Raw genomic sequence first — 23,399 nt, 5'->3', positions numbered from 1 at the left:
AAAAGCCCCGAAAATCTTAGATTTTCGGGGCTTTTTTATTTTCGCTCCTTATGCTGGACTTGGATTTGGTTTAAGGAGATGGCTTCGTTGTTCCTTCTCGCAATGACGAATTTTAGCTAAAGCTAATTAACAACTCATTCTTCTCTACTTTATCGCCTTGTTTTACTTCTATTTTTTTGATTACACCGTCGGTAGGCGATTTGATCATGTTTTCCATCTTCATGGCTTCGAGCACCAAAAGGTTATCGCCTTTTTTCACTTCGTCGCCTTCAGCCGCCAATACATTTAAAACCAAGCCCGGCATTGGTGCCTTTACCTGTTGGATTTTATTGGCTGTTAGGTTATCCATCCCCAACTGTTTTAACAACTGATCAAACTGGTCTTTAACGTTAACCGTATACAGATTGCCGTTTACCTTTACCAAAGCTGTTTTCTCTTCTTTATTCAGTTCAACAATTTCTGTGGTGTAGGATTTATTTTGATAAAGCACATGAGCGGTATTGCCATTCAATGGAAAACTGTCGAGCGCAATGGTTTCGTTATTGATTTTTAAGGATTGATTTTCGGCTTCAATCTCAAAATTATATTTATCGTTTACTTTTACTTGGTACATGTTTATTGGGTTAAAGCGTACTGCACTAGATTTGCGCCCATTTTTAGCGCCTTGGTTCTACTTTCTTGCGTATCGGTAGGATATGTGCCATAATCCTCCCAACCGTTGCCTAAATCGCATTCGTAAGTATAATAGCAAACTACCCTACCCTGCCATATCAAAGCAAAGCCTTGTGGTCTTTTGCCGTCATGCTCGTGTATTTTGGGCAAGCCGCCCGGAAACTTAAATTTCTGGTTATATAACTTATGATCAGCAGGCAGTTCTACAAAACTCAGTTCTGGAAAAACCTTCTTCATTTGAGGCCTGATAAACTTATCTAAACCATAGTTGTCGTCGATGTGCAAAAAGCCGCCACCAATCAGGTACTTCCTTAAATTAGCTGCCTCCTGATCGTTAAAGATCACATTGCCGTGCCCTGTCATATACACAAAAGGAAAATTATAAAGCTCGGCGCTGCCCACTTCTACAATACCATCATCGGGTGCAAAGTTGGTTGCGATATTCTTATTACAGAACTCGATCAGGTTGGGCAAAGCCGTGCGGTTGCCGTACCAATCGCCGCCCCCGCTGTATTTGAGCTTGCCCATTTTGTAGGTTGGTGCCTTGAAACTAGCGAAAAGCAAAACTGTAAATAGCAAATAACAAATAGGGAATAGAAAGCGGGAAATAGAAAGTACCGAACCTGAGCGAAATTTTCGTTCTGCGGACTGGCCACTGGTAACCGATAACTGACAACTGATAATTGACCTGATCATCTATTGATATAATTAAGCTCGAAACAGGCGTACAAGGCGGCTGTTTCTGTTCTTAAGCGGGTTTCACCTAAAGTTACGGGTTTGTAGCCATTTTGCAAAGCAAGTGCCAATTCTGCAGCGGTAAAATCGCCTTCGGGACCAATCAATATCAAATAAGAACCATGTGTTTTTACCAAATCTTTGGCGTAGGCTTTTTCGCCATCCATACAGTGTGCGATTAATTTGGTTGCGGTATGTTCTTGGGCCAGGAAATTATCAAATGAAATACTTGGGTTAAGTTTGGGGTGATAGGCAGTGAGCGATTGTTTTACTGCCGAGGTGATCACCTTTTCCAGGCGCTCTTCTTTAACAATCCTACGCTCTGACCTATCGCAGATAATAGGCGTTATTTCATCTATGCCAATTTCTGTGGCTTTTTCTAAAAACCATTCCAACCGATCGATATTTTTGGTAGGCGCTACGGCAATGTGCAGGTGATGGTTACGTTTGCCATATTCTTGTTGTTGTCTAATTACCTTTAGTTCGACATGCTTCTTGTTTACTGCACTGATTTCAGCATCATAAAAGCCACCTCGACCGTCAATCAGCTGTACTACATCGCCAACACCCAAGCGAAGCACTTTGCTGCAATGCCTGCTTTCTTCTTCGTTAAGCGTATAAACGGCTGATGCAATATCTGGCGTATAGAAGACATGCATAGGAAAAGATTAATGGTTATCAACCATCTCGCCTTTGCTGATGACCAGCTCTAGTTTAATGGTTTCGATGTTTTGTTCTGTTTTCTTTAGGATGGTAAACAGGTAGCCATAGCATTCTTCGCTATCGCCAACTTCCGGAATTTTTCCAAATGCATGCGAAACCAAACCACCTACGGTATCAAAATCTTCGTCTTCTGGCAAATCGTGTGGCAAATGTTCATTTACATCATATACCGTTGCGTAGGCATTAATGATAAATTCGGTATCAGAAATCTTTTCTACAGTTGGCTTTTCCTCATCGTACTCATCCTGGATCTCGCCTACAATTTCTTCTACAATATCTTCCAGCGTAACCATACCCGCTGTACCGCCAAACTCGTCGATTACAATAGCAATCTGAATGCGTTTTTGCTGCAATTCGCTCAGCAGGTCGTTGATCTTTTTAGTCTCAGGCACAAAGTAGGGCTTCCTGATGATATCGCTTAATGACCATTCTTTTTTACCAGCCAATAAAGGCAAGATATCTTTGGCATGAACTATACCAATGATCTTATCGATAATGTCATCGTAAACAGGCATACGCGAATAGCCTTCGGCGATGATCTTCTTTACGACTTCGTCATTCGAGGTATCCAGCTCAATACTTGAGATCTTGGTACGTGGCACCATGATGTTTTTTACCACGCGTTCGTTAAAATCGAATACGTTTTTAATCAATTCGTGCTCATTCGTATCCAAAGCACCGCTTTCTTTACCCTGATCTAAAAGGTACTGCAGTTCTTCGGTACTGTGCAACGATTCATGTCCATCGGCACTATTGATGCCAAACAACTTCAATACGATCCTTGCAAAGCCATTCAGCAACCAGATAAACGGCCTACCGATAAAGTAGAAGCCCTGCAAAGGCAAAGCGATAAACAACGTAGTAGCCACCGGCCTTTGGATGGCCAATGATTTTGGCGCTAATTCACCAAATACGATGTGCATAATGGTAATGATAGAAAAGGCAATAATGGTTGAAGCCGAGCTGATGAAGCCTTCGCTCATGCCCAGGTTCTGCAGTCCATCATGAATGATATCGTGCATTACACGTTCACCCACCCAGCCCAAGCCAAGTGAAGCCAAGGTAATACCCAATTGCGTAGCTGCCAAATAACCATCCAAATTATGGATGATGTGTTTGGCCATTTTGCCAACCCTGCTGCCAGATTTTGCCTTAATCTCAATTTGGGAACCCCGAACCTTAACTATAGCAAATTCTGCGGCCACAAAAAAGCCGTTCAGCGCAACTAAAAAGAAAGTCCAGAATAGATCCCAGCCCATTAAGCTAATTTTCCAAATGTTTTGTTATATAATTCGATACTCTCATTAATTACTTTATGAGCGTATCTCACCCCTAGCAGGTGCTCAATTGTTACCTTTTTCTCTTCCAAGGCTTTATAATCCTGAAAGAATTTCACAATCTCTTTCATGGTATGCGGTGGCAATTCGTGCAAATCGTTAATGTAATTTACCGACATGTCGTTTTTGGCCACTGCAATAATTTTATCATCCTGTTCTCCATTATCCACCATGTGCATTACGCCAATTACCTTTGCTTCGATAATGGTCATCGGATACACATCAACTGAACACAGCACTAAGATATCTAATGGATCGTTATCATCACAATAAGTTTGTGGAATAAAGCCATAATTTGCAGGATACATTACTGAGGAGAATAATACCCTGTCTAACTTGATCAGGTTAGATTCTTTATCGATTTCGTATTTCGCCTTTGAACCTTTAGGAATTTCTATAATTGCATTTACAACCTCCGGCATATTTTCGCCTGGAGATACACTGTGCCATGGGTGATAGCCGTCTTTACTCATTTTTCTTCTTCTTCAATCTCTGTTTCATCTGTTTCTCCAGCACCCTTTACCCGCTTCTTTACAAAGGTGATAATTAATGGAATGGTGGTTATCACAATGAAACCTATTATTATATAAACCAAATATTCTTCAATTTGTGTGGCAAATTTTCTGCCTAAAAAATATCCCAACAAAGTTAAGGATGCTATCCATAAAATTGCACCTACAATGTTATAAAGTGCAAACTTTTTTACGTCGAGCTTAACTACACCTGCAAAAATAGGTGCAAATGTGCGTACAATTGGCACAAACCTGCCCATAATCAATGCAAAGGCACCTTGTTTTCTGTAATAACGCTCTGCAGCCACCAAATACCTTTTCTTAAAAAAGAAGGTATCTTTTCGCTTGTACAGCATTGGTCCTGTTTTGCGTCCAAACCAATAGCCGGTAAAGTTGCCCAAAACGGCCGCCACACAAAGGCCAAGCACCAATACCGAGATGTTTACATCGAGCTTGCCTGTTGCCACAAACATGCCGGCCAAAAACAACAAATAATCTCCGGGTAGAAAGAAACCGAAGAAAAGCCCGGTTTCGGCAAAAATCACGAATAAAACAACATAAAAGCCCCCTTCTTTGAGTAGTTTTTCAGGGTCAATGTAATGCTGTAGTGAATTCCAGAATTCTTGCATAGTTCAATTATTCGTAAAACTACAAATAATAATCTATATCGCTGTGCTATATCAAATTTAAAATAAGCGATGGATAAACCCCTAGCAACAAGGTTACGATTACAGATGCAACCAGTACCACTTTATATTGGATCGGCGTGTCTAAGGCTATTTCTGCGCCTTCTTTAAAGTACATGGCAATGATTACCCTGAAATAGTAATAGAAACCAACCAAGGCGTTTAAAATAGCGATAACCACCAAAATAATCTGATAGTTGCCCATTACGTTCATAAACATCAGGTACTTGCCCATAAAACCAGCTGTTAAAGGGATACCTGCCAACGACAGCATGGCAACCGTTAAGGCAAATGCCGTTAATGGGTTTTTCTTGCCCAAGCCGTTAAAGCTATCGAAATTATCATTGCCTGTTTTTTGTTTCACCATGATCAATACCGCAAAGGCAATGATGCTGGCAAAAGTATAGGCTGACGCATAAACCAATACATTGTTGGCCGAATTTGGTGTAAGCACTACCAAAGAAAACAACAGATAGCCTGCATGCGAGATACTTGAATAGGCTAACATGCGTTTGAAGTTCTTTTGATACAAGGCAGTAATGTTACCCACAAACAAAGTAAGTACCACAATAGCGGTTAGCACTGGCGACCAGAAATCGTGAAGCGGCTCGAAAGCACCGCTAAACAACCTCAAGAAAGCGGCAAAGCCTGCGGTTTTAACTACCGTAGACATGAATGCAGTGATCAGTGACGGTGAACCTTCGTATACGTCTGGCGTCCAGAAGTGGAAAGGTGCTGCGCCAACCTTAAAGCACAAACCGATCATGATCAGGATAATGCCGGGGTAAAACAATGGCGAAACGGTGGTGATGTTTTCAACCAGGTATTTTTGGATTGTATCGATATCAAATGATCCGGTAGCTCCATAAACCAAGGTAATTCCGAATAATAAAAATCCTGTAGAGAAAGCACCCATTAAGAAATACTTTAATGAGGCTTCGTTAGAGGCGAAGTTCAACTTACGGATACCTGCCAAAATATATAAACTCACCGACATGATCTCCAAGCCGATAAACAGCATAGACAGGTTTTGGTAAGACACCATAATCACCATGCCCGACAAGGCAAACAAAATCAGGGTGAAGTATTCGGCTACGTTATCGCTCCCTTCGGCAAAATAGCGTTGGGTAAGCAAAAAGATAAAGAAAGTGCCAGTAATGGTTAAGGCAGAAAATGCAAGGGCAAAATTGTCCATTTGCATTACGCCAAAATAAGTTGTCGGATTATTCCAAGCGCAAACCGTAAAGCCCAAGGCCACAAGCAAACCAATCAAGGTTAATGGCAACAAGGCTTTTCTGGCTTTGAATAAACCTGCATAAAGTACCACTAATGCCGTAACGACAATTGTTATAATAATGTTCATGTTTAGTTTAGCCCTGTTAATTTTTGATTTACTTGTTCTAATAAATGCTGTACTGAAGCTTCTGACAATTGCAGAATTGGCTTAGGATATACGCCCATCACAATGATCAGCGCACAAATGATATACAACACTACTTTTTCTGTTCCTTTAATGTCTGTAAAGCCAATGGTAAGGCTGTTGGTTTCGCCAAGCATTACCTTTTGGTACATCCTTAGCATATAAACCGCTCCAAAAATGATGGTCAATCCGGCAACGGCAACCATCCAAATGTTATATTGGTAAACAGATAACAACAATAAAAACTCGCCCACAAAACCATTGGTTCCCGGCAAGGCTACCGTGCCTAAAACAATGATCAGGAAAGTAATGGCCAGTTTTGGTGCCACTTTGGCCAAACCGCCCAGTTCTTCTATCTTATTGGTTTTTAATTGCGACGAAATGATATCCAATACAAAGAATAAGCCTACTACATTGATACCATGGCTGAGCATTTGTACCATTGCACCTTGCAAGCCTTGTGTGTTTAAGGCAAAAATACCTGCAGCAATTAATCCAACGTGACCGATTGATGAATAAGCCACCAATCTTTTGGCATCTTTCTGCGTAAAGGCAATCAGCGAAGCATATACAATACCAATCACCGATAGGATCATAGCCAGGCTTGTCCAGTCTTGTACGCCTTGTGGCACTACGGGCAACAACCACCTGATGACACCATAAATACCCATCTTCAACATGATACCCGATAACAACATCGTACCTGGAGCAGGAGCTTCGGTATAGGTATCTGGTTGCCAAGTGTGGAATGGGAAGATCGGCATCTTAATGGCAAAAGCGATAAAGAAAGCCCAGAATACCCATCCTTGTTGCGTAGCATCAAGGTGAAGGCTATAAAATGCGGTGATATCAAAATTGTGTGCCGGGTTTTGCAGGTACAGATAGATCATGCCCAAAAGCATAAACAGCGAGCCCGCAATGGTGTACACAAAAAATTTCATGTTTACTTTGATTCGGTCTTTTCCGCCCCACATGGCGCAGATAAAGTAAATCGGGATCAAAGCAGCCTCCCAGCCGATATAAAACAAGAAAGCGTCTAAAGAGGTAAATACCAACAGCAATCCACTTTGCATAAACAGCATCAGTGCATAAAAGGCGTTGCTGTTTTTATAGTCGTGCTTAAAGCTGGCTAGAATGATCAAAGGCATTAAAATATTGGTCAACAACACGGTGATCATGCTGATGCCATCGATGCCCACATGGAAGCTAATTCCAAATTCCCTGATCCAGGCGCAGTTGATCACAAATTGTGTACTTGCATCTGGCGTAAACTTGCACAATAAACCTATGGTTGTTGCCAATGAAAGGATGGAAAACACCAAAGCGGTTTGCTTAGCGGTTTTCTTGGCTAAAGCTGCTGTGACAATGGCACCAATTAGTGGTAAAAATATAAGTATTAAAAGTTCCATTTATTTTGTTTAGCCAATGTTAAGAGATGGATAAATAGGTGTATAACAATAGGGCAATGATACCAAATACCATCATAAAGATATAAAAGCCTACATTTCCAGATTGCAATAAGCGAAGGTTCTTGCTTCCTTCAGTGGCGGTCCAGCCCAAGCCGTTTACCAAGCCATCGATTACTTTCTTGTCTACAATACGGTAGAAAAATCTAGAGAAAGCATCTAATGGTTTTCTGATGATGGCATCATAAATCTCATCCAAATAGAATTTATGATAAGACAATTTTGCCAATGCCGATCTTTTTCCTTCATCAGGGACAGGAATATCAGCATTCTTCACATATTTTACATAGGCAAAAATCAACGCGATCACTGCTGCACCAACCGATGTAGCCATTAGGCCAATTTCTGTACCATGGTCTAAGCTCAGCTCTTGAGGGGCAATGCCTGCACCTGCTAGCCAATGTGCCAACCACTCGTTACCACCCACAATGTGCGGCAAATTGATCAATCCACCAATGGCAGCCAAAATAGCCAACACAATCAGTGGGAAAGTCATTACGCCTGGCGACTCGTGTACATGGCTCTCTTCATGGTGTGTACCACGATATTTGCCAGAGAAAGTCAAGAACATCATCCTAAACATATAGAACGAAGTTAAAAATGCGGTCAATAAACCTACGCCCCAAAGAATCGGACTGTGCTCAAAAGTATGCGCCAAGATCTCATCTTTAGAGAAGAAACCCGAAAATGGCGGCAATCCTGCAATGGCAATGGTACCGATCATCATTGTTGCAAAGGTGATTTTCAATTTCGACCTTAAACCACCCATGTGGCGCATGTCTTGCTCGTGGTGCATGGCATGGATCACCGAACCTGCGCCCAAGAACAATAAAGCTTTAAAGAAAGCATGGGTTAATACGTGGAAGAATGAACCGGTGTAAGCACCAACGCCTAGGCCTAAGAACATATAGCCCAATTGCGATACGGTTGAATAGGCCAATACTTTTTTGATATCTGTTTGGGTCAAAGCAATCAATGCGGCAATTAAAGCAGTTGCTGCACCTATAATGGCGATAATATTTTGGGTAATTGGGGCCAAATCGAACAATACGCTCGAACGGGCAATCATGTAGATACCAGCCGTTACCATGGTAGCGGCGTGGATCAAAGCCGAAACTGGGGTTGGACCAGCCATCGCATCAGGCAGCCAGGTAAACAATGGCAACTGTGCCGATTTACCGCATGCACCAATAAACAATAAGATGGTAATGGTAATTACAACAGTGTCGTTAGAAGCAAATTTAGTGGCAGCAACAGGAAAGATCTGTGCAAACTCGGTACTGTTAAAATTGGCAACCAACATAAATACGCCAATCAAAAAGCCCAAATCGCCAATACGGTTCATTACGAAAGCTTTTTTGGCAGCGCTAGCATAATTGCTGTTGGTATACCAGAAGCCGATGAGCAGGTAAGAACATAAACCTACGCCTTCCCAGCCAATGAACATTACGATATAGTTTGAGCCCAATACCAAAATCAACATGAAGAAGATAAAGAGATTCAAATAGCTGAAGAACTTTCCAAAACCGGCATCTTCATGCATATAGCCAATAGAATAAATATGGATCAGGAAACCGATACCGGTAATGATCAGCAACATGATCGAGCTCAACGGATCGAGCAAGAAAGCCAATGGGATGTGTACCTTACCAGCACTGATCCAGTCGAAAAGTACTACATTAATCTGTTTTTCGGTACCGCCGCTTAATTGAAAAAACAAAAAGACACTGAGTACAAAAGAGGCAAATACCACTCCGCTTCCGATAAAGCCAACTAAGCTTTTGCTGAACGTATTTCTGCCAAGGCCATTAATGACGAAGCCTAAAAGCGGAAGCAAAGGAACCAACCAAAGTAAATTATTTATCATTCCTATTCTATATAATTACCACTTAAGGCGATTTAACACATTAATATCTATAGATTGTGTATTTCTGTACACCATTACGATGATACTCAATCCAACAGCAACTTCTGCCGCGGCCAAAGCCATAATAAAAAATACAAATACCTGCCCTGATGGATCGTTGTGGTGAACCGAAAAGGCGGTTAGCAACAAGTTTACGGCATTAAGCATCAGCTCTACCGACATAAAGATCACAATGGCATTTCTGCGGGTCAATACCCCAATTACGCCAATGGTGAAGATAATGGCGCATAACCAAATGTAGTGGTTAAGCGGAACGGCCTGCATGGTTTGGGTTAGCTTATCCATTCTGTTTTACTTCCTTTTTAGTTAACAATACGGCACCAACCATTGCAGTAAGCAATAAGATTGACGACAATTCAAATGGCAACATAAACGGGCCAAAAAGCTCTTTGCCCAGATTTTTTACCAAGCCCAGATTTGGGTTTTGCAATACCAGCGGACTATTGATAGACACCGCTTTGAACGAACCGATTAAGGTTACAGCCAAGCAGCCTCCGGCAATTACGCCCACAATTTTAATCAAACTCGATTTGTTGGGCTCGTTCTCCTTGTTCAGGTTCAATAACATGAGCACAAAGAGGAACAATACCATAATTGCACCCATATAAACGATGAAGTTTACAACGGCCAGAAATTGGGCGTTTAACAACACGTAGTGCACGGTAAACGTAAAGAAGGTAAGTATCAGGTATAGCACGCTGTGGATGGGATTCTTAGAAAAGATAACCATCAGCGAGAAGATGACACTTAGTGCAGCTACAAAATAGAATACTTGTGTACCCATTAATTTTTTGTTTAGTTATTTTTGCCACGTTATTGCGAGGCACGAAGCAATCTCATTTTTATGTCATTGCTTTAGGATTGCTTCGTTCCTCGCAATGACGTTTGTTTTATTTTGCCTCCAGCGGAGCTTCTACCAATTTATCTTTGCCGTAGATAAAGTCTTTGCGCAAATAATCAGATGGTACGATTGGTCCATCCAAATAAATTGCTTCTTTAGGGCAGGCTTCTTCGCACAGACCGCAAAAAATACAACGCAACATGTTGATTTCATATACTGCTGCATATTTCTCTTCGCGGTAAAGATCTTTCTCTTCTGGCTTGCGTTCGGCTGCAATCATGGTAATGGCTTCTGCAGGGCATGATAGAGCGCACAAGCCACAGGCTGTACAACGTTCTCTGCCTTCTTCGTCCCTTTTTAAAGAGTGCATGCCCCTCCAATTGATCGAAAACTCACGCTCTACCTCAGGATACCTGATCGTTGCACTTTTTTTGAAAAAGTGGCTCATCGTAGTACCCAAGCCTTTTAAAATAGCCGGCAGATACAAACGCTCTGCAAGGTTGAGTGGCTTTTGCTCTAATACTTTTTTCTTATTGCTTAATGATTCCATTTCTCTCCCTCGTTAAAATTGACGTACTGCAATCACAATTCCTGTAATGATGATATTGGCAATCGCCAACGGGATCAGTCCCTTCCATCCTAAATTCATCAACTGATCATAACGGAAACGCGGAATGGTCCAACGTACCCACATGAAGAAGAAGATGAACATAAATATCTTGATAAAAAATATACCTGTTCCTATCAAAGCCGCTGCATTCGGCGCCACGTGTGCTGCAATCCAATCCATCCCCGGATAGTTATAACCTCCGAAATAAAGCGTAACCATTACAGTTGACGAAACAAACATGTTAATGTATTCGGCAAACAGGTAAAAACCCAATTTCATTGACGAGTATTCGGTATGGTATCCACCGATCAGCTCGGTTTCGCACTCCGGCAAATCGAATGGCGCACGGTTGGTTTCAGCAAACGAACAAACCATAAAAATGATAAAGCCTAATGGCTGTACCCAAACATTCCAATCCAAACCATGCTGTTGCGCTACAATTTCTCTTAAGCTCAGTGTATTGGTTACCAAAAGCAAAGCGATGATAGAAAGGCCCATCGCCACTTCATAACTGATGTTCTGAGAAGCGGCACGGATGGCACTTAACAAAGAATATTTGTTGTTAGAAGCCCAACCGCCAATCATTACGCCGTAAACACCTAATGATACTACACCGAAAATGTACAATACACCAACGTTGATATCGGTTACTTGCAAAGGCACTGCTTTGCCACCAATGTTAAGGTCTTGTCCCCAGGGAATAACAGCTGTACCAATACAGGCACAAAGCATGGCCAAACCAGGCCCTACCATAAATAACCATTTATTAGAGGTTTCTGGAACAATTTCTTCTTTCATAAACATTTTTACCCCATCGGCCAATGGCTGTAAAATACCAAAAGGTCCGGCTCTATCCGGTCCAAGCCTGTCTTGTAAAAATGCGGCCACCTTGCGCTCTGCATAAGTAGAGTACATGGCAATAACCAAACTGATGGCAAATAAAATGGTTACCAGCAAAAATTTTTCGATTACAAAATTGATATCCATTAGAATTTAGCAGTTTTTTCTAGTTCTATTTGATTTGCTTGTTGCAAAGCCAGGTTTTCTTTGATGACCGGTAACGGCTTAAATGTTTCGTAGTGGTTTGATGCAATTACCGAAGTATCTGAAATATGCGTTGGGTGTTCAATTACCCAATCAGCTGTATTTTTCTTTTCGAAACGGCAGGTGTTGCAGATAAATTCTTCTACCTCACCAAACTGGTCTTTACGGGCAGTTACACGTAATACATCCTCGCCTTTATACCAAAGCGTTACTTTGCCATTGCATTTTTCATGGTCGCAATTGCGATGTGCATCAACAGGCTTGGTAAACCATACCCTGTTTTTGAACCTGAAAGTTCTATCTGTTAAGGCACCTACTGGACAAACATCGATTACGTTTCCAGAGAAATCGTTATCAACTGCAGTTTGGATATAGGTAGAAATCTCCGAATGATCGCCGCGGTTCAAGATACCATGAACGCGTTTGTTGGTAATCTGATCAGCCGTAAATACGCAACGGTAGCATAAAATGCACCTGTTCATGTGCAATTGGATCTTATCGCCAATGTCTATCCTATCGAAAGTACGACGTTCAAATTCGTATCTGGTTTTTTGCAAGCCGTGCTCGTAACCTAGGTTTTGCAAATCGCACTCGCCAGCCTGATCGCAAACTGGACAATCTAAAGGGTGGTTGATCAACAAAATCTCTACTACGCCGCTTCTGGCCTCTAAAACCTCTGGCGAAGTAATGTTCTGTACTTCCATACCATCCATTACCGTGGTACGGCAAGATGCTACCAGCTTAGGCATAGGGCGAGGATCTTTTTCAGAGCCTTTGCTCACCTTTACGATACAGGTACGGCACTTGCCGCCGCTGCCTTCCAGCTTAGAATAATAGCACATGGCAGGAGGAACGATATCGCCACCTATTTGCCTTGCTGCATTTAGGATGCTTGTTCCAGGAGCTACCTCTACTGTTATTCCGTCTATAGTTACTTTAACTGTTTCGGCCATTTTATTTCTTCTTTTTAGGAATTTGATATCCTATCTTTTCTCTTGGCTTTTCTGTTTGTTCTAACAATTCATCAAAATAACGAAATATAACTTCTATATTTTTATCTTGATTATCTACTTTCTTCTTTATTTTTTCTACATCTAACCTCAATTTCAAGTTAGATGATAATAACTCTCTAAGCTCCGTAAACACCCTCACAATTTGGATATTTACTTCTATTGCTTTATCGCTATTTAACACACTTGCCAACATTACGGCTCCATGTTCAGTAAAAGCATTAGGTAAAGCTGAAGAGAACTTCAATTTATTTAAATGCTCAAACTGTGAAATTAATGCGTCCTTTTCCTCTTTTGTAATTTGAAACATAAAATCTTCAGGGAAGCGTTTTATATTTCTTTTTACTTGTTCGTTTAGTCTTTTAGTTGTTACTCCATAAAGCTCGGCTAAATCACTATCTACCATAACTTTCTTATCTCTCAGCTCAATTATTTTATTGAGGATAATCTCGTTCGGTATTTTTAGTAGTCTCTTGTCTTCACCCATATCTCCAATTTACATTTACTAGGTGGTCGCAATTTGCGACCAGTTATCAATTAACTGCAAAAGGGGGATCTCTTGAATGCTTGCTTTATTTTAAATTATTCCTTTGTTTCTGCTACTGGTGCTTTCTCTATTGGCACTGCATAATTAGCCAAGCCATAGTTTTGTTGCTGACTCTTAACCGGTTCTTTCACATGCCACTCAAATTCATCTCTGAAGTGTCTGATGGCACTGGCTACCGGCCAGGCTGCTGCATCGCCCAATGGACAAATTGTATTTCCTTCTATTTTCTTAGACACGTCTACCAATAAATCGATGTCGCTCATTTTTCCGTGTCCGTATTCTAATCTGTGCAATACTTTTTCTAACCAGCCCGTTCCTTCTCGACAAGGCGAACACTGTCCGCAACTTTCATGGTGATAGAAACGCGAGAAGTTCCAAGTGTTTCTTACGATACACTGGTCTTCGTCAAAAGCGATAAAACCGCCTGAACCCAGCATCGTTCCTGTAGCAAAACCACCTTCAGAAAGTGATTCGTAACTCATTAAACGAGGCTCGCCATTGGCATATTTCAAGGTTAAATTAGCAGGTAGAATTGGCACCGAAGAACCTCCAGCTACGGTAGCTTTCAGTTTTTTGCCATTGGCGATACCGCCACAATACTCGTCAGAATAGATAAATTCTTCAACCGGCAAGCCCAATTCGATTTCGTAAACACCTGGTTTTACCAAGTTGCCAGAGGCTGAGATCAGTTTGGTACCTGTACTGCGACCAATACCGATTTTAGCATACTCGTCGCCACCATCATTGATAATTGGTACTACTGCCGCAATCGATTCTACGTTGTTTACTACCGTTGGACAGCCATATAAACCTGCAATTGCCGGAAATGGCGGCTTGATGCGAGGATTTCCTCTTTTGCCTTCCAATGATTCTAACAAAGCGGTCTCTTCGCCACAGATGTAAGCACCACCACCTGGCTGTACATACAATTCGAGGCTATAGTCTGTTCCTAATATTTTTTGGCCCAACAAACCAGCTGCTTTGGCTTCGGCAATTGCTCTTTCCAAGATGCGGATTTGGGGCATCATCTCGCCACGCACATAGATGTAAGAAGTGTTTGCGCCCAAAGCATAGCTAGACACAATCATTCCTTCGATTAGTGCATGCGGAATATAAGTCATTAAATACCTGTCTTTAAAAGTTCCAGGCTCAGATTCATCGGCATTGCATACCAAATAACGTGGCACACCTTCTGGCTTGGCCAAAAAGCTCCATTTCATCCCGGTTGGGAAACCTGCACCTCCTCTGCCACGCAAACCCGATTTTTTCACTTCTTCTACCACCTCATCAGGAGTTAGCGTTTTCAGTGCTTTTTCTAGGGCACGGTAACCGCCTTTTTGGCGATAGACCTCTAGCGTGTTAATGCCAGGTACATTGATATGTTCTAATAATAGTTTACGTGCCATTATTTTTTGCGTAAATCGTCTATCAATTGATCAACCGACTGTTCGGTCAGGTTCTCATAAAAAGTATATTCTGGGCCGATCTGCAATACCGGACCATAACCACAAGCGGCCAGACACTCAACGCCTCTCCAGCTAAATTGGCCATCTTCCGTTACTTCGCCTTCTTTAACACCCAGTTTCTGCTCGATATGATCCATAATTTTTTCGGCACCAACCAAGCAGCAAGGACCTGTACGACAAACTTCCAGTACGTATTTTCCTTTTGGCTGCAAGAAGTACATGGTATAGAAAGAAGCTACTTCATACACTTCAATCGGCTGAATCTGTAAATATTCTGCCACCTTATCCATTGCAGGAACGCTAGTCCAGCCAAATTCGGCCTGTACCAAGTGTAAAATAGGCAAGAGTGCCGATTTTTGTCTTCCGGCAGGATAACGGTTTACGATTTCGTCGAATTTGCTGATCAATGCCGACGGAAACTCTACAGGTTGTTGTTCTTCTACTCTAAGCATCTAATTCTCCTGCAATAATGTTCATGCTACTCATGTTAATGATGGCATCTGACAACAGCATACCTTCGCTCATTTTGGCAAACATGGAATAATTAATAAAACTTGGCCTTCTAAAGTGCAAACGATAAGGCGTTCTGCCACCATCGTTGATCAAATAGAAACCCAGCTCGCCATTACCACCTTCTACAGCATGGTAAACTTCTGCTTTTGGCGCATCGATTTCGCCCATCACAATTTTAAAGTGATAGATCAATGCCTCCATATTGTTGTATACTTCTTCTTTTCCTGGCAAATAAAATTCTGGAACGTCGGCATGGAAAATACCTTTTGGCTCTGATTTTATTTTCTCTATGGCTTGTTCGATGATTCGAACGCTTTGCCACATTTCTTCGTTGCGCACCAAGTAACGGTCATAAATATCGCCACTGGTACCTACCGGGATTTCGAAATCGAAATCTTGGTAAGAAGAATAAGGCTCGCTCACACGTACGTCGTAGTCAACACCTGTAGCGCGCAACAAGGGACCGGTCCAACCATAGCTCAAGGCATTTTCTTGTGTAACTTCGGCAACGCCGGCAGTACGGTCGATGAAAATACGGTTACGGTTCAGCAAACTTTCAAACTCCCTTAATGCTACCGGGAATTCTTTCAAGAATTTATTGATTTTGGCAAAAGCGATTTCGTTAAAATCTCTTTCCAATCCGCCAATACGACCAATGTTAGTGGTTAAGCGTGCACCGCAGATCTCTTCGTAAATTTCATAGATATGCTCTCTGAACTGGAAAAGATAAAGGAAAGTAGTGGTAGCGCCAGTATCTTGGGCAATAATGGTATTGCAGATGATATGATCGGCAATCCTCGATAGTTCCATGATGATTACACGCAGGTAATCTACACGTTTCGGGATTTGGATATTCAATAGTTTTTCTACCGTCATGTGCCAGCCCATGTTATTGATAGGCGACGAGCAGTAGTTTAAACGATCGGTTAATGGGGTAATCTGGTAGAACGGACGATGCTCGGCAATCTTCTCGAATGCACGGTGGATATAGCCGATGGTAGACACACCGCTTACGATACGCTCACCGTCTAGCTGCAATACGTTTTGAAAAACACCATGCGTAGCCGGGTGAGTTGGCCCCAGGTTAAGGGTTACCAATTCATTTTGCGGATCGTTGTCTGTATATACTGGTTGATTGTGTTTCATGGATTTATCTACCAAAATATTCGTCTTTTTTATCAACTCTGTTTGGATCTTCTAATGGATATTGTTTAAGCATAGGATGTACGCCCAAATCGTCCATGTTCAAAATCCTTCTTAGGTCTGGATGGCCTTCGAACTTTACGCCGAAAAAATCATAGGTTTCGCGTTCCATCCAATTGGCCGAATTCCAAAGCGTGCTTGCTGTAGGAATGGTAGGATCATTTTCGTGGATAAAAACCTTTAACCTAACCCTAATGCCCTTTACCATGCTGTGCAAATGGTAAACCACTGCAATATGGTTTTTTTCCGGATAGTGAACGGCAGTAATATCGGTTAAAAAATTAAAGTCGATTTTTCCGTTTTCTTTAAGAAACGAGAGTACGGCAATTAATTTGTCTTTGGTGGTCGAAAATGTTAACAGCCCATAAGGTTCTGTTACATCGAAAAGCTGCTCGCCAAATCTTTCGCCAAGCAATTCGATAATTTCTGTATTGGTTGCTTTGGCCATTATTCTATTCCGTAAGAAGCTAACATTTTTTTGTATTGCTCAGAATGCCTTCTCCTACCCGATTCGTTCTTTACCAGCTCCTGAATTTTGTTAAAGCCATCTAAAATAGCCTCTGGGCGAGGTGGACAGCCCGGCACATATACATCAACAGGGATAATTTCGTCAATGCCTTGCAACACCGAATAAGTATCGAAAATACCACCGCTTGAAGCGCAGGCACCAACAGCCATTACCCAACGAGGTTCGGCCATCTGCAGGTAAACCTGTTTAAGTACGGGACCCATTTTTTTGGCTATGGTACCCATTACCATCAGCAAATCTGCCTGACGAGGCGAAAAGCTTAAACGCTCGGCACCAAAACGGCCAAAGTCGTAATGAGAACCCATTGTTGCCATAAACTCGATGCCGCAGCACGAGGTGGCAAATGGCAAAGGCCATAAGGAATGCGAACGAGCCAAACCAATGACCTTATCTAAAGAGGTGGCAAAAAAACCAGATCCTTCGATACCTGGAGGCGCATCTACTATGTTGATTTCACTCATGTTTTTAAACAAAAAATGCTCATTCAAATAAAGAATGAGCAACAAATTTACAATATTTTAAAAGTAATTAGCCTAAGCTATTGGCATTTAGAACCGTTCTAAATAAATGAGTTTTTAGTCGGTGATTTTTAGTTATCAGTTATTAACTGAGAGCTGTAAACTGCTAATTGATTAAGCCCAATCCAAGGCTTTTTTCTTAATGATATATATAAAGCCTAACAACAATGTTCCCATAAAGATGAACATTTCGATTACGCCATTCCAGCCTAGTTCTTTGAAGTTAACTGCCCATGGGTACATAAAGATTACCTCTACGTCGAACAACACGAAAAGAATAGCTACCAGAAAGTATTTAATCGAAAACGGCTGACGTGCATTACCTACTACCTTGATACCCGCCTCAAAAGTAGAGAGTTTATCCTTGGTTTTGCGTTTTGGCCCCAAAAGGTGTGTAGCAAATAAGGTAACCACTACAAATCCCAAGGCCACGATAACCTGAAATATAATAGGCAAAAAATCCTGTGCTGTACTTTGCGTTTCCATATCAAAAATTTAAGGCAAAATTAAAAGAAAAAGGCAGGATTACAAATCCTGCCTTTCGTTTATCAATTTGAAAATAACTTATTTCTTAATTGGCGCCTTTTTTTGAGCTGCTGGTGCTGGTGGAGCCATCAAAGATTTCAAGCTCTCTGCAGCATAAGTGTTCTGAGGATCAATAGCTAAAGTCTTGTTGAAATATTCTTTAGCTTTTTCCTTATCAACACCTGAATAATAGAAACCTAAATAGTTATATGTCTCTACAAGGTTTTTGATATTTGCCGGAGTTGTTCCTTTTTCTGGTTTTGTTACAGTAACCAATTGGATGAACTTCTCATAAAAAGGAATAGCTAAACCTTTTTGTGCATCTGGATTATCGATTGCATCAATGTATTTGTTGATACGTGCTCTATAAATCGGAGCTTGCTCAGTCTCAGGAGAAAGTGTAGCTAATTTTGAAAATGCAGAATCAGCTTCAACCAATACTGGTTTGTTTTTTCCATTTGCGGCAACATAGCTAGCCATACCTAAGTAATAGTAGTTCATGGCCATTGCAGGATTCTTAGAGTTCAAGTCGATTACTTTTTTATAAACTTGAGCGGCCTGAGCATATTTCTTTTCGTCGAAAAGTTTTTTACCCACTGCGGCTAGCTCTTCAACTTTTGTAGAATCTAACTCAACACCTTTGCTAATGTTCAATACAGCCAAACTATCGTTTCCAGTTCCGGCATAAGCTCTACCTAGATAAAGGTAGTCATCACCCAAGATACGAGATTCGTCTTGTTTACGAGCGAACAACTCATTCATGTATTTCATACCTTGCTCGAAGTTCTTATTCTCTACCGCTGAATAACCGCGCATACGAATTACAACAAATGTCTTAGGGTTATTGGCATCGGTAGCATTCAAAGTTGCCACCTCTTTTTCTAAAGTCGTAAAATCACCTGCATATACCAAGAACTGTGCATAACGCAAACGAGATTCGAAAGACTTATCGGTTAAATCTAAGTACTTTCTCATGTTGGTTAAGGCTTCGGCTTTTTTAGCATCAGCAGTTTTCACATCTGCACGAGACCATTGCATTTCATTTTCAGCCAACTCACGGTAAGCTGGACCATAGTTAGCATCGCTGGCCGTTGCTTTCTTTAATTCAGCTTCAGCTTCAGGGAAGGCAAAAGCCATTTTATACATCCTGCCGATCTGTACGTGTGCACGATTCAAGTTCGGGTTGATGTCTAAAGCTCTTAAATATTGAGGATAAGCCTCTGTATTTTTTACTTGTTGTGCATAAAAATCGCCCAAAGCCAAAAAGGTCTCTGGATCTTTATCTTTTGCATCCAATTCTTCTGCTTTTTGCAGGTTAGGCAAAGCCGCTGCGTAATCAGGTTTCTGATTATCGATATAAGCCCTACCGATTGCCAAATACGTTTGGTAATCTTTTGTGCCTAATTGCAAAGCTTTGTCGAAATTTGTTTTTGCTGATGTAGCATTTGCAGATTTCAAATCTGCATGCCCCAAACCTACATAGTTTAGTGCGTATTTTGGATCGGCAGTGATACCTTTTGTAAACACAGCCCTCGCCGAGTCGATATCGTCTGTACGTAGATATACTTCACCAAGGTTAAAATAGTTTTCACCCTTGCTAGCCTGGGTACTCACTAATGTTTTAAGCATCGAACCTGCCTTTTGGTACTGTTCTGCATCCATTGCCTTCTTTGCATCGGCTAAACTCTGAGCAAATGAGGCAGTACCACCCATCATTACCAAACCTAAACTTAAGGTTATTGCTTTCTTGATCATTTTCATTGTCATCATTTGTTTTAACTGAAATAAAATTTTCCTATGCCTTTATCTGGTTCTGCATTAAGAATGTTATTTCCTTAGTTGAATATTAAAATTTAGTTCGTGTTCTTTATGTTTAATTCTCTCGTTGTTAATTTATGAGGACCTAGTCCTGATTTGAGTACAATTAACTGTCCACGTTGACTAGTTAACCAATTTGCAAATCCTGTGCCTAAACCATCGCTGTATTCGGCATTAATGATGTAAACGTTTCTTAAAAACGGATATTTTGCGCTGATTAGGTTCTCCTGAGTAGGTTTATAGTAAGAATTGTCTACTTTTTCTCCAGGCAAGTTCCTGACGCCCATCATCTTAACTTGTGGCAAATATGCCAAAATGTCTTTATTATTCTCCAACAACCAATTCACACCCACCACACCTATGTAATCCTTATGTTCGGCAATATACTTAATTACATCATTATTTGACTGTAATGTATATACACCACTTTTTGGCAACTCTTTTATTTTTGCCGAATCTATAAAATATCTGATGGTACTCGAGTAGGCATTATCAAAAACCAATTTCTTTCCAGATTTTGAAGTACCTTTTAGGATATCAAATACCTCGCTCGCCGTAATATTTGTATCTATATTAGCCACATTGGTAATCAAGGCGATGCCATCAATCGCAAATCTGTCTGTATATACAGGAACTTGCTTTTGTTTGTAGTAGTTTTCTTCGCTTGGCGTAAGCATCCTTGACAAAACGATCATTTTAACCTTGCCATTTAAAAAATCAGGCAGAATTTTATTCTCGTTCCCTAGGGTTGTTACCACTTTGGCATCTGGATAGTCACTTTTAAAAACGAAGATCTGATCGTCGAGGATTCTTGCGAAGGACTCGTCTACAAGCAGTTTTGTCGTTCCTGAAGTTCTAGTTTCCTTAACGGCGTCTTTTTTGTCCTTTCTCCGGCATGCGCCAAATAAAAGTACTAAAAGCACCAAGGCCAAACTGATTTTTTTCATTCGTTTTATTTTGTTTTCAGCGGTGATGAAGCTCCTATGAAACCATCGTGTTTCATTTATACAGAATCGTCGTTTTTTATTATTCTACCAAATCTAATCGCTGCATAAACAACTAAAACCACTCCAAAGGCTATCCGATATTCTATTGGAAATCTATCCGGGTCGAGGTTAATCCTATCGCCGAAAAAAACTACCATTATTGCGATCCCTAAAAAGATACAGATCATGGTGAGCCCTAAAATAAACAGAAATCGCTGTTTAGGCGATTTCTGTTTAAAGTTAATCCAGTTAAACATGGTTGCTTATTGTTGCAAGCTAAATTTAATCGGAATGTTGTATTTTACACGCACTGGTTTACCATTTTGCATACCTGGATTCCAGCGTTTAGCTAGCTTTAGTACCCTTAATGCTTCTTCGTCGGTTCCGTAGCCTAATTTACGCTCGATTCTAAGATCTGTTAAAGATCCGTCTTTCTCTACAGTAAATGAAACGAACACGTTACCTTGAATATTGTTCTCTGCTGCCATTGGTGGGTATTTGATATTCGAACCCAAGAAAGCATAGAACTTGTCGATACCACCTGGATAGGTTGGTGGATTCTCCATACTCACAAAGTTATAAACGGTATTATCCTCTACCACTGCCGCTTGTTTCGGACCTTCGCCTGCTGGAGCAATCTGTACGATATCGGCAGTAGGATCGCCTTCAATCGTTTTTTGTCCAGGATCGGCTTTTTTCAAGTCTTCGATCTTTGGTGGCTCCTCGTCTTTTACCTCGTTATCTGGTTTTACGATCGGAGGAGGGAATTTGATCTGATCCTGTTTCGGTGGAGGTGGCTCTACCGGTGGGGGTGTTTTCACCTCTGGATCGATCGGTGGTGGTGGCTGCACGGTTACCTCTATCACTTTTTCAGGAGGTGGCTCAGGTGCAAGGCCTTTAAGTAAAGCGTAAATTCTTGGCCCCAAGAAAAGCAATATAAATATTGCCGAGGCAATCAATAATGATTTGGTTGTATTCCAAGAATTAGTTTGGCGAAGCTCATAAGCTCCGTAAGCTTTATTCTTTTTGGCAAATACAATCTCAAGCCATTCTTTGTCAAATAAATCTATTTTTTTTCCAAACATTGTTCAAGTATTTTATTATTATCTAATCTCGTTAAAGGATGCCCTTTGATTTCATGAAATCTCTCTCCGCATCGGTTAAATGCCTAGGATCATCATCAATTGCCGGAGCACTGATATTGGTCTTAGTAATGCTGATTTCATCCATGATGTCCACAAAGTTCTTATAGTTGGCGCCTGTAGTAGGCTTCACTACAACAACGATATCTCTACCTGTTTTATCCTTTACTTCTTTCTTATTTTTTAATAAAGATGCCCTGATGTCTGAAAATCCTTCTATGGTTGGTGGTGTAGCACCAGCTTGTCCCATGTACCAAGCTATCCTATCATTCTTTCCAAGTAGAATGGTCATGGTTTGAGATTCTCTCAATTCTAATTTATTTTCATCTTTAGGATCTTTATCTGGTTTTGCAATATCCATTGCAAGAGGCTTTGATAGCGAGGTGGTCAACATAAAGAAAGTAATCAATAAGAAGGCCAAGTCTACCATCGCTGTTAAGTCAACTCTTGTAGATTGTTTTTTGCTTCTTACTTTGCCACCCTTTTTGCCACCCCCGCCGGAGGTATCTAATTCTGCCATAACTCTTTTTTATTTTGCAGCGCTTTCGCCCGATGTAATTAAACTGAATTTGTTAACTTTTTGCTCTTGAAGCACATCAACGATCTTTTTGATTACCGGATATTCTTCTTTCGCGTCACCTTTGATACTTACGCGCATCTCGGTTTTGTGCAATTCGGCAGTTGCATAACGTGCCTGCTCAATCCATCTGAACAAATCATTGTTTCTGGTACTGTCTACCGGAACACCTTGAAATTTCTCTTCGAATTTGGTACGCTCTTCGCCGTTCAAGTTAATGAACTGCTTCAAGTTGCCAAAAGGCACACCAAAAGAGGAGATTACACCAAAACGCTTGGCTTCTTCTTCAGTGAACGAAGTGTTGTACAATGCAGCCATTTTTTGCAAAGTCAGCTTTTTCACGTCTTGTCCGATAATTTCGACAAAAACCTTTCCTCTACCAATGCTCAAGATCGTTAAGTCTTTATCTGGCACTTTAAATTGTACCGAAGAAGAAGGCGTCTTGATTTCCAGTGGATCTGGCTGACGTGAAGTTGCCGTTAAAATGAAGAAAGTCAACAACAGGAAGGCCACGTCGCACATGGCGGTCATGTCTACCGAGGTACTCTTTCTTGGAACTTTTACTCTAGGCATAATATAAAAATTATAATAT

Annotated in this window: 26 protein-coding genes; all 26 read right to left on the bottom strand. The window is 41.0% G+C overall.

Translation table 11 applies throughout. The features are described from left to right. Window positions 1-112: 112 nt before the first annotated feature. Entirely contained in the window at window positions 113-613 is a 501-nt protein-coding gene (locus AC570H_RS19590; RefSeq protein ID WP_497358019.1) for a biotin/lipoyl-containing protein, read from the bottom strand. 2 nt (window positions 614-615) lie between these two features. Next, window positions 616-1,200: a DUF4159 domain-containing protein gene (locus AC570H_RS19585; protein ID WP_497359182.1), complete on the bottom strand. Its 585-nt coding sequence runs from the start codon at window positions 1,198-1,200 to the stop codon at window positions 616-618. Between the two features lie 164 nt (window positions 1,201-1,364). After that, window positions 1,365-2,066, bottom strand: coding sequence for a 16S rRNA (uracil(1498)-N(3))-methyltransferase (locus AC570H_RS19580; protein WP_497358015.1), 702 nt, complete (start codon window positions 2,064-2,066; stop codon window positions 1,365-1,367). A gap of 9 nt (window positions 2,067-2,075) precedes the next feature. After that, entirely contained in the window at window positions 2,076-3,389 is a 1,314-nt protein-coding gene (locus tag AC570H_RS19575; protein ID WP_497358012.1) for a hemolysin family protein, read from the bottom strand. Continuing rightward, window positions 3,389-3,940 carry an inorganic diphosphatase gene (locus AC570H_RS19570; RefSeq protein ID WP_497358006.1) on the bottom strand — a complete coding sequence of 184 codons (552 nt, stop codon included), beginning with the start codon at window positions 3,938-3,940 and terminating at the stop codon, window positions 3,389-3,391. Before AC570H_RS19570 ends, AC570H_RS19575 begins: the two co-directional genes overlap by 1 nt. Next, window positions 3,937-4,608 carry a DedA family protein gene (locus tag AC570H_RS19565; RefSeq protein WP_497358004.1) on the bottom strand — a complete coding sequence of 224 codons (672 nt, stop codon included), beginning with the start codon at window positions 4,606-4,608 and terminating at the stop codon, window positions 3,937-3,939. Before AC570H_RS19565 ends, AC570H_RS19570 begins: the two co-directional genes overlap by 4 nt. A gap of 46 nt (window positions 4,609-4,654) precedes the next feature. Next, entirely contained in the window at window positions 4,655-6,028 is a 1,374-nt protein-coding gene (locus AC570H_RS19560) for an NADH-quinone oxidoreductase subunit N (protein WP_497358002.1), read from the bottom strand. A gap of 2 nt (window positions 6,029-6,030) precedes the next feature. Then, a complete protein-coding gene (locus AC570H_RS19555) occupies window positions 6,031-7,494 on the bottom strand; it encodes a complex I subunit 4 family protein (protein WP_497358000.1) in 1,464 nt (487 codons plus the stop codon). A gap of 19 nt (window positions 7,495-7,513) precedes the next feature. Further along, entirely contained in the window at window positions 7,514-9,415 is a 1,902-nt protein-coding gene (nuoL, locus tag AC570H_RS19550) for an NADH-quinone oxidoreductase subunit L (RefSeq protein WP_497359180.1), read from the bottom strand. An 18-nt stretch (window positions 9,416-9,433) separates the two neighbouring features. Next, window positions 9,434-9,763, bottom strand: coding sequence for an NADH-quinone oxidoreductase subunit NuoK (gene nuoK / locus AC570H_RS19545; RefSeq protein ID WP_497357998.1), 330 nt, complete (start codon window positions 9,761-9,763; stop codon window positions 9,434-9,436). Continuing rightward, the gene (locus tag AC570H_RS19540) at window positions 9,756-10,262 is read right to left on the bottom strand and encodes an NADH-quinone oxidoreductase subunit J family protein (protein ID WP_497357996.1); all 507 of its coding nucleotides are present in this window, start codon (window positions 10,260-10,262) and stop codon (window positions 9,756-9,758) included. The genes nuoK and AC570H_RS19540 overlap by 8 nt, the downstream gene beginning before the upstream one ends. A gap of 106 nt (window positions 10,263-10,368) precedes the next feature. Next, on the bottom strand, window positions 10,369-10,869 hold the full coding sequence (locus AC570H_RS19535; RefSeq protein ID WP_497357994.1) for a NuoI/complex I 23 kDa subunit family protein: 501 nt from the start codon (window positions 10,867-10,869) through the stop codon (window positions 10,369-10,371). A gap of 12 nt (window positions 10,870-10,881) precedes the next feature. Beyond that, the gene (nuoH, locus tag AC570H_RS19530) at window positions 10,882-11,916 is read right to left on the bottom strand and encodes an NADH-quinone oxidoreductase subunit NuoH (protein ID WP_497357991.1); all 1,035 of its coding nucleotides are present in this window, start codon (window positions 11,914-11,916) and stop codon (window positions 10,882-10,884) included. Further along, on the bottom strand, window positions 11,916-12,926 hold the full coding sequence (locus AC570H_RS19525; protein WP_497357987.1) for an NADH-quinone oxidoreductase subunit G: 1,011 nt from the start codon (window positions 12,924-12,926) through the stop codon (window positions 11,916-11,918). Before AC570H_RS19525 ends, nuoH begins: the two co-directional genes overlap by 1 nt. A gap of 1 nt (window position 12,927) precedes the next feature. Next, complete coding sequence (locus AC570H_RS19520; protein WP_497357983.1) at window positions 12,928-13,470, bottom strand: ORF6N domain-containing protein; 543 nt, start codon at window positions 13,468-13,470, stop codon at window positions 12,928-12,930. A gap of 95 nt (window positions 13,471-13,565) precedes the next feature. Beyond that, the gene (gene nuoF / locus AC570H_RS19515) at window positions 13,566-14,936 is read right to left on the bottom strand and encodes an NADH-quinone oxidoreductase subunit NuoF (protein ID WP_497357981.1); all 1,371 of its coding nucleotides are present in this window, start codon (window positions 14,934-14,936) and stop codon (window positions 13,566-13,568) included. After that, window positions 14,936-15,448 carry an NADH-quinone oxidoreductase subunit NuoE family protein gene (locus AC570H_RS19510; protein WP_497357978.1) on the bottom strand — a complete coding sequence of 171 codons (513 nt, stop codon included), beginning with the start codon at window positions 15,446-15,448 and terminating at the stop codon, window positions 14,936-14,938. The genes nuoF and AC570H_RS19510 overlap by 1 nt, the downstream gene beginning before the upstream one ends. Then, window positions 15,441-16,655 carry an NADH-quinone oxidoreductase subunit D gene (locus AC570H_RS19505; RefSeq protein ID WP_497357976.1) on the bottom strand — a complete coding sequence of 405 codons (1,215 nt, stop codon included), beginning with the start codon at window positions 16,653-16,655 and terminating at the stop codon, window positions 15,441-15,443. Before AC570H_RS19505 ends, AC570H_RS19510 begins: the two co-directional genes overlap by 8 nt. A 4-nt stretch (window positions 16,656-16,659) precedes the next feature. Continuing rightward, window positions 16,660-17,160 (bottom strand): NADH-quinone oxidoreductase subunit C, encoded by a 501-nt coding sequence (locus AC570H_RS19500; RefSeq protein ID WP_497357972.1) that lies wholly within the window; start codon window positions 17,158-17,160, stop codon window positions 16,660-16,662. Continuing rightward, window positions 17,160-17,702 (bottom strand): NADH-quinone oxidoreductase subunit B, encoded by a 543-nt coding sequence (locus AC570H_RS19495; RefSeq protein WP_199138204.1) that lies wholly within the window; start codon window positions 17,700-17,702, stop codon window positions 17,160-17,162. Before AC570H_RS19495 ends, AC570H_RS19500 begins: the two co-directional genes overlap by 1 nt. 171 nt (window positions 17,703-17,873) lie before the next feature. Further along, window positions 17,874-18,245: an NADH-quinone oxidoreductase subunit A gene (locus tag AC570H_RS19490; RefSeq protein ID WP_497357967.1), complete on the bottom strand. Its 372-nt coding sequence runs from the start codon at window positions 18,243-18,245 to the stop codon at window positions 17,874-17,876. 78 nt (window positions 18,246-18,323) lie between these two features. Then, entirely contained in the window at window positions 18,324-19,913 is a 1,590-nt protein-coding gene (locus AC570H_RS19485; protein ID WP_497357965.1) for a tetratricopeptide repeat protein, read from the bottom strand. 224 nt (window positions 19,914-20,137) lie between these two features. After that, a complete protein-coding gene (locus tag AC570H_RS19480) occupies window positions 20,138-21,049 on the bottom strand; it encodes a PstS family phosphate ABC transporter substrate-binding protein (protein WP_497357963.1) in 912 nt (303 codons plus the stop codon). Window positions 21,050-21,351: 302 nt separating this feature from the next. Beyond that, the gene (locus AC570H_RS19475; RefSeq protein ID WP_497357961.1) at window positions 21,352-22,173 is read right to left on the bottom strand and encodes an energy transducer TonB; all 822 of its coding nucleotides are present in this window, start codon (window positions 22,171-22,173) and stop codon (window positions 21,352-21,354) included. A gap of 31 nt (window positions 22,174-22,204) precedes the next feature. Beyond that, window positions 22,205-22,750: an ExbD/TolR family protein gene (locus tag AC570H_RS19470; protein ID WP_497357959.1), complete on the bottom strand. Its 546-nt coding sequence runs from the start codon at window positions 22,748-22,750 to the stop codon at window positions 22,205-22,207. 9 nt (window positions 22,751-22,759) lie between these two features. Next, entirely contained in the window at window positions 22,760-23,380 is a 621-nt protein-coding gene (locus AC570H_RS19465) for an ExbD/TolR family protein (protein ID WP_497357957.1), read from the bottom strand. Window positions 23,381-23,399 lie beyond the last annotated feature (19 nt).

The sequence above is a fragment of the Pedobacter sp. B4419 genome (genome assembly GCF_059693725.1).
Note: the sequence above shows the minus strand (reverse complement) of the source record. Positions and strands in the feature narration are given on the sequence as shown.

What these genes read in the sequence shown, in the direction of transcription:
- AC570H_RS19590 (WP_497358019.1), bottom strand. Translation starts at nt 613, where the DNA reads ATGTACCAAGTAAAAGTAAACGATAAATATAATTTTGAGATTGAAGCC.
- AC570H_RS19585 (WP_497359182.1), bottom strand. Translation starts at nt 1,200, where the DNA reads ATGGGCAAGCTCAAATACAGCGGGGGCGGCGATTGGTACGGCAACCGC.
- AC570H_RS19580 (WP_497358015.1), bottom strand. Translation starts at nt 2,066, where the DNA reads ATGCATGTCTTCTATACGCCAGATATTGCATCAGCCGTTTATACGCTT.
- AC570H_RS19575 (WP_497358012.1), bottom strand. Translation starts at nt 3,389, where the DNA reads ATGGGCTGGGATCTATTCTGGACTTTCTTTTTAGTTGCGCTGAACGGC.
- AC570H_RS19570 (WP_497358006.1), bottom strand. Translation starts at nt 3,940, where the DNA reads ATGAGTAAAGACGGCTATCACCCATGGCACAGTGTATCTCCAGGCGAA.
- AC570H_RS19565 (WP_497358004.1), bottom strand. Translation starts at nt 4,608, where the DNA reads ATGCAAGAATTCTGGAATTCACTACAGCATTACATTGACCCTGAAAAA.
- AC570H_RS19560 (WP_497358002.1), bottom strand. Translation starts at nt 6,028, where the DNA reads ATGAACATTATTATAACAATTGTCGTTACGGCATTAGTGGTACTTTAT.
- AC570H_RS19555 (WP_497358000.1), bottom strand. Translation starts at nt 7,494, where the DNA reads ATGGAACTTTTAATACTTATATTTTTACCACTAATTGGTGCCATTGTC.
- nuoK (WP_497357998.1), bottom strand. Translation starts at nt 9,763, where the DNA reads ATGGATAAGCTAACCCAAACCATGCAGGCCGTTCCGCTTAACCACTAC.
- AC570H_RS19540 (WP_497357996.1), bottom strand. Translation starts at nt 10,262, where the DNA reads ATGGGTACACAAGTATTCTATTTTGTAGCTGCACTAAGTGTCATCTTC.
- AC570H_RS19535 (WP_497357994.1), bottom strand. Translation starts at nt 10,869, where the DNA reads ATGGAATCATTAAGCAATAAGAAAAAAGTATTAGAGCAAAAGCCACTC.
- nuoH (WP_497357991.1), bottom strand. Translation starts at nt 11,916, where the DNA reads ATGGATATCAATTTTGTAATCGAAAAATTTTTGCTGGTAACCATTTTA.
- AC570H_RS19525 (WP_497357987.1), bottom strand. Translation starts at nt 12,926, where the DNA reads ATGGCCGAAACAGTTAAAGTAACTATAGACGGAATAACAGTAGAGGTA.
- AC570H_RS19520 (WP_497357983.1), bottom strand. Translation starts at nt 13,470, where the DNA reads ATGGGTGAAGACAAGAGACTACTAAAAATACCGAACGAGATTATCCTC.
- nuoF (WP_497357981.1), bottom strand. Translation starts at nt 14,936, where the DNA reads ATGGCACGTAAACTATTATTAGAACATATCAATGTACCTGGCATTAAC.
- AC570H_RS19510 (WP_497357978.1), bottom strand. Translation starts at nt 15,448, where the DNA reads ATGCTTAGAGTAGAAGAACAACAACCTGTAGAGTTTCCGTCGGCATTG.
- AC570H_RS19505 (WP_497357976.1), bottom strand. Translation starts at nt 16,655, where the DNA reads ATGAAACACAATCAACCAGTATATACAGACAACGATCCGCAAAATGAA.
- AC570H_RS19500 (WP_497357972.1), bottom strand. Translation starts at nt 17,160, where the DNA reads ATGGCCAAAGCAACCAATACAGAAATTATCGAATTGCTTGGCGAAAGA.
- AC570H_RS19495 (WP_199138204.1), bottom strand. Translation starts at nt 17,702, where the DNA reads ATGAGTGAAATCAACATAGTAGATGCGCCTCCAGGTATCGAAGGATCT.
- AC570H_RS19490 (WP_497357967.1), bottom strand. Translation starts at nt 18,245, where the DNA reads ATGGAAACGCAAAGTACAGCACAGGATTTTTTGCCTATTATATTTCAG.
- AC570H_RS19485 (WP_497357965.1), bottom strand. Translation starts at nt 19,913, where the DNA reads ATGCTTAAAACATTAGTGAGTACCCAGGCTAGCAAGGGTGAAAACTAT.
- AC570H_RS19480 (WP_497357963.1), bottom strand. Translation starts at nt 21,049, where the DNA reads ATGAAAAAAATCAGTTTGGCCTTGGTGCTTTTAGTACTTTTATTTGGC.
- AC570H_RS19475 (WP_497357961.1), bottom strand. Translation starts at nt 22,173, where the DNA reads ATGTTTGGAAAAAAAATAGATTTATTTGACAAAGAATGGCTTGAGATT.
- AC570H_RS19470 (WP_497357959.1), bottom strand. Translation starts at nt 22,750, where the DNA reads ATGGCAGAATTAGATACCTCCGGCGGGGGTGGCAAAAAGGGTGGCAAA.
- AC570H_RS19465 (WP_497357957.1), bottom strand. Translation starts at nt 23,380, where the DNA reads ATGCCTAGAGTAAAAGTTCCAAGAAAGAGTACCTCGGTAGACATGACC.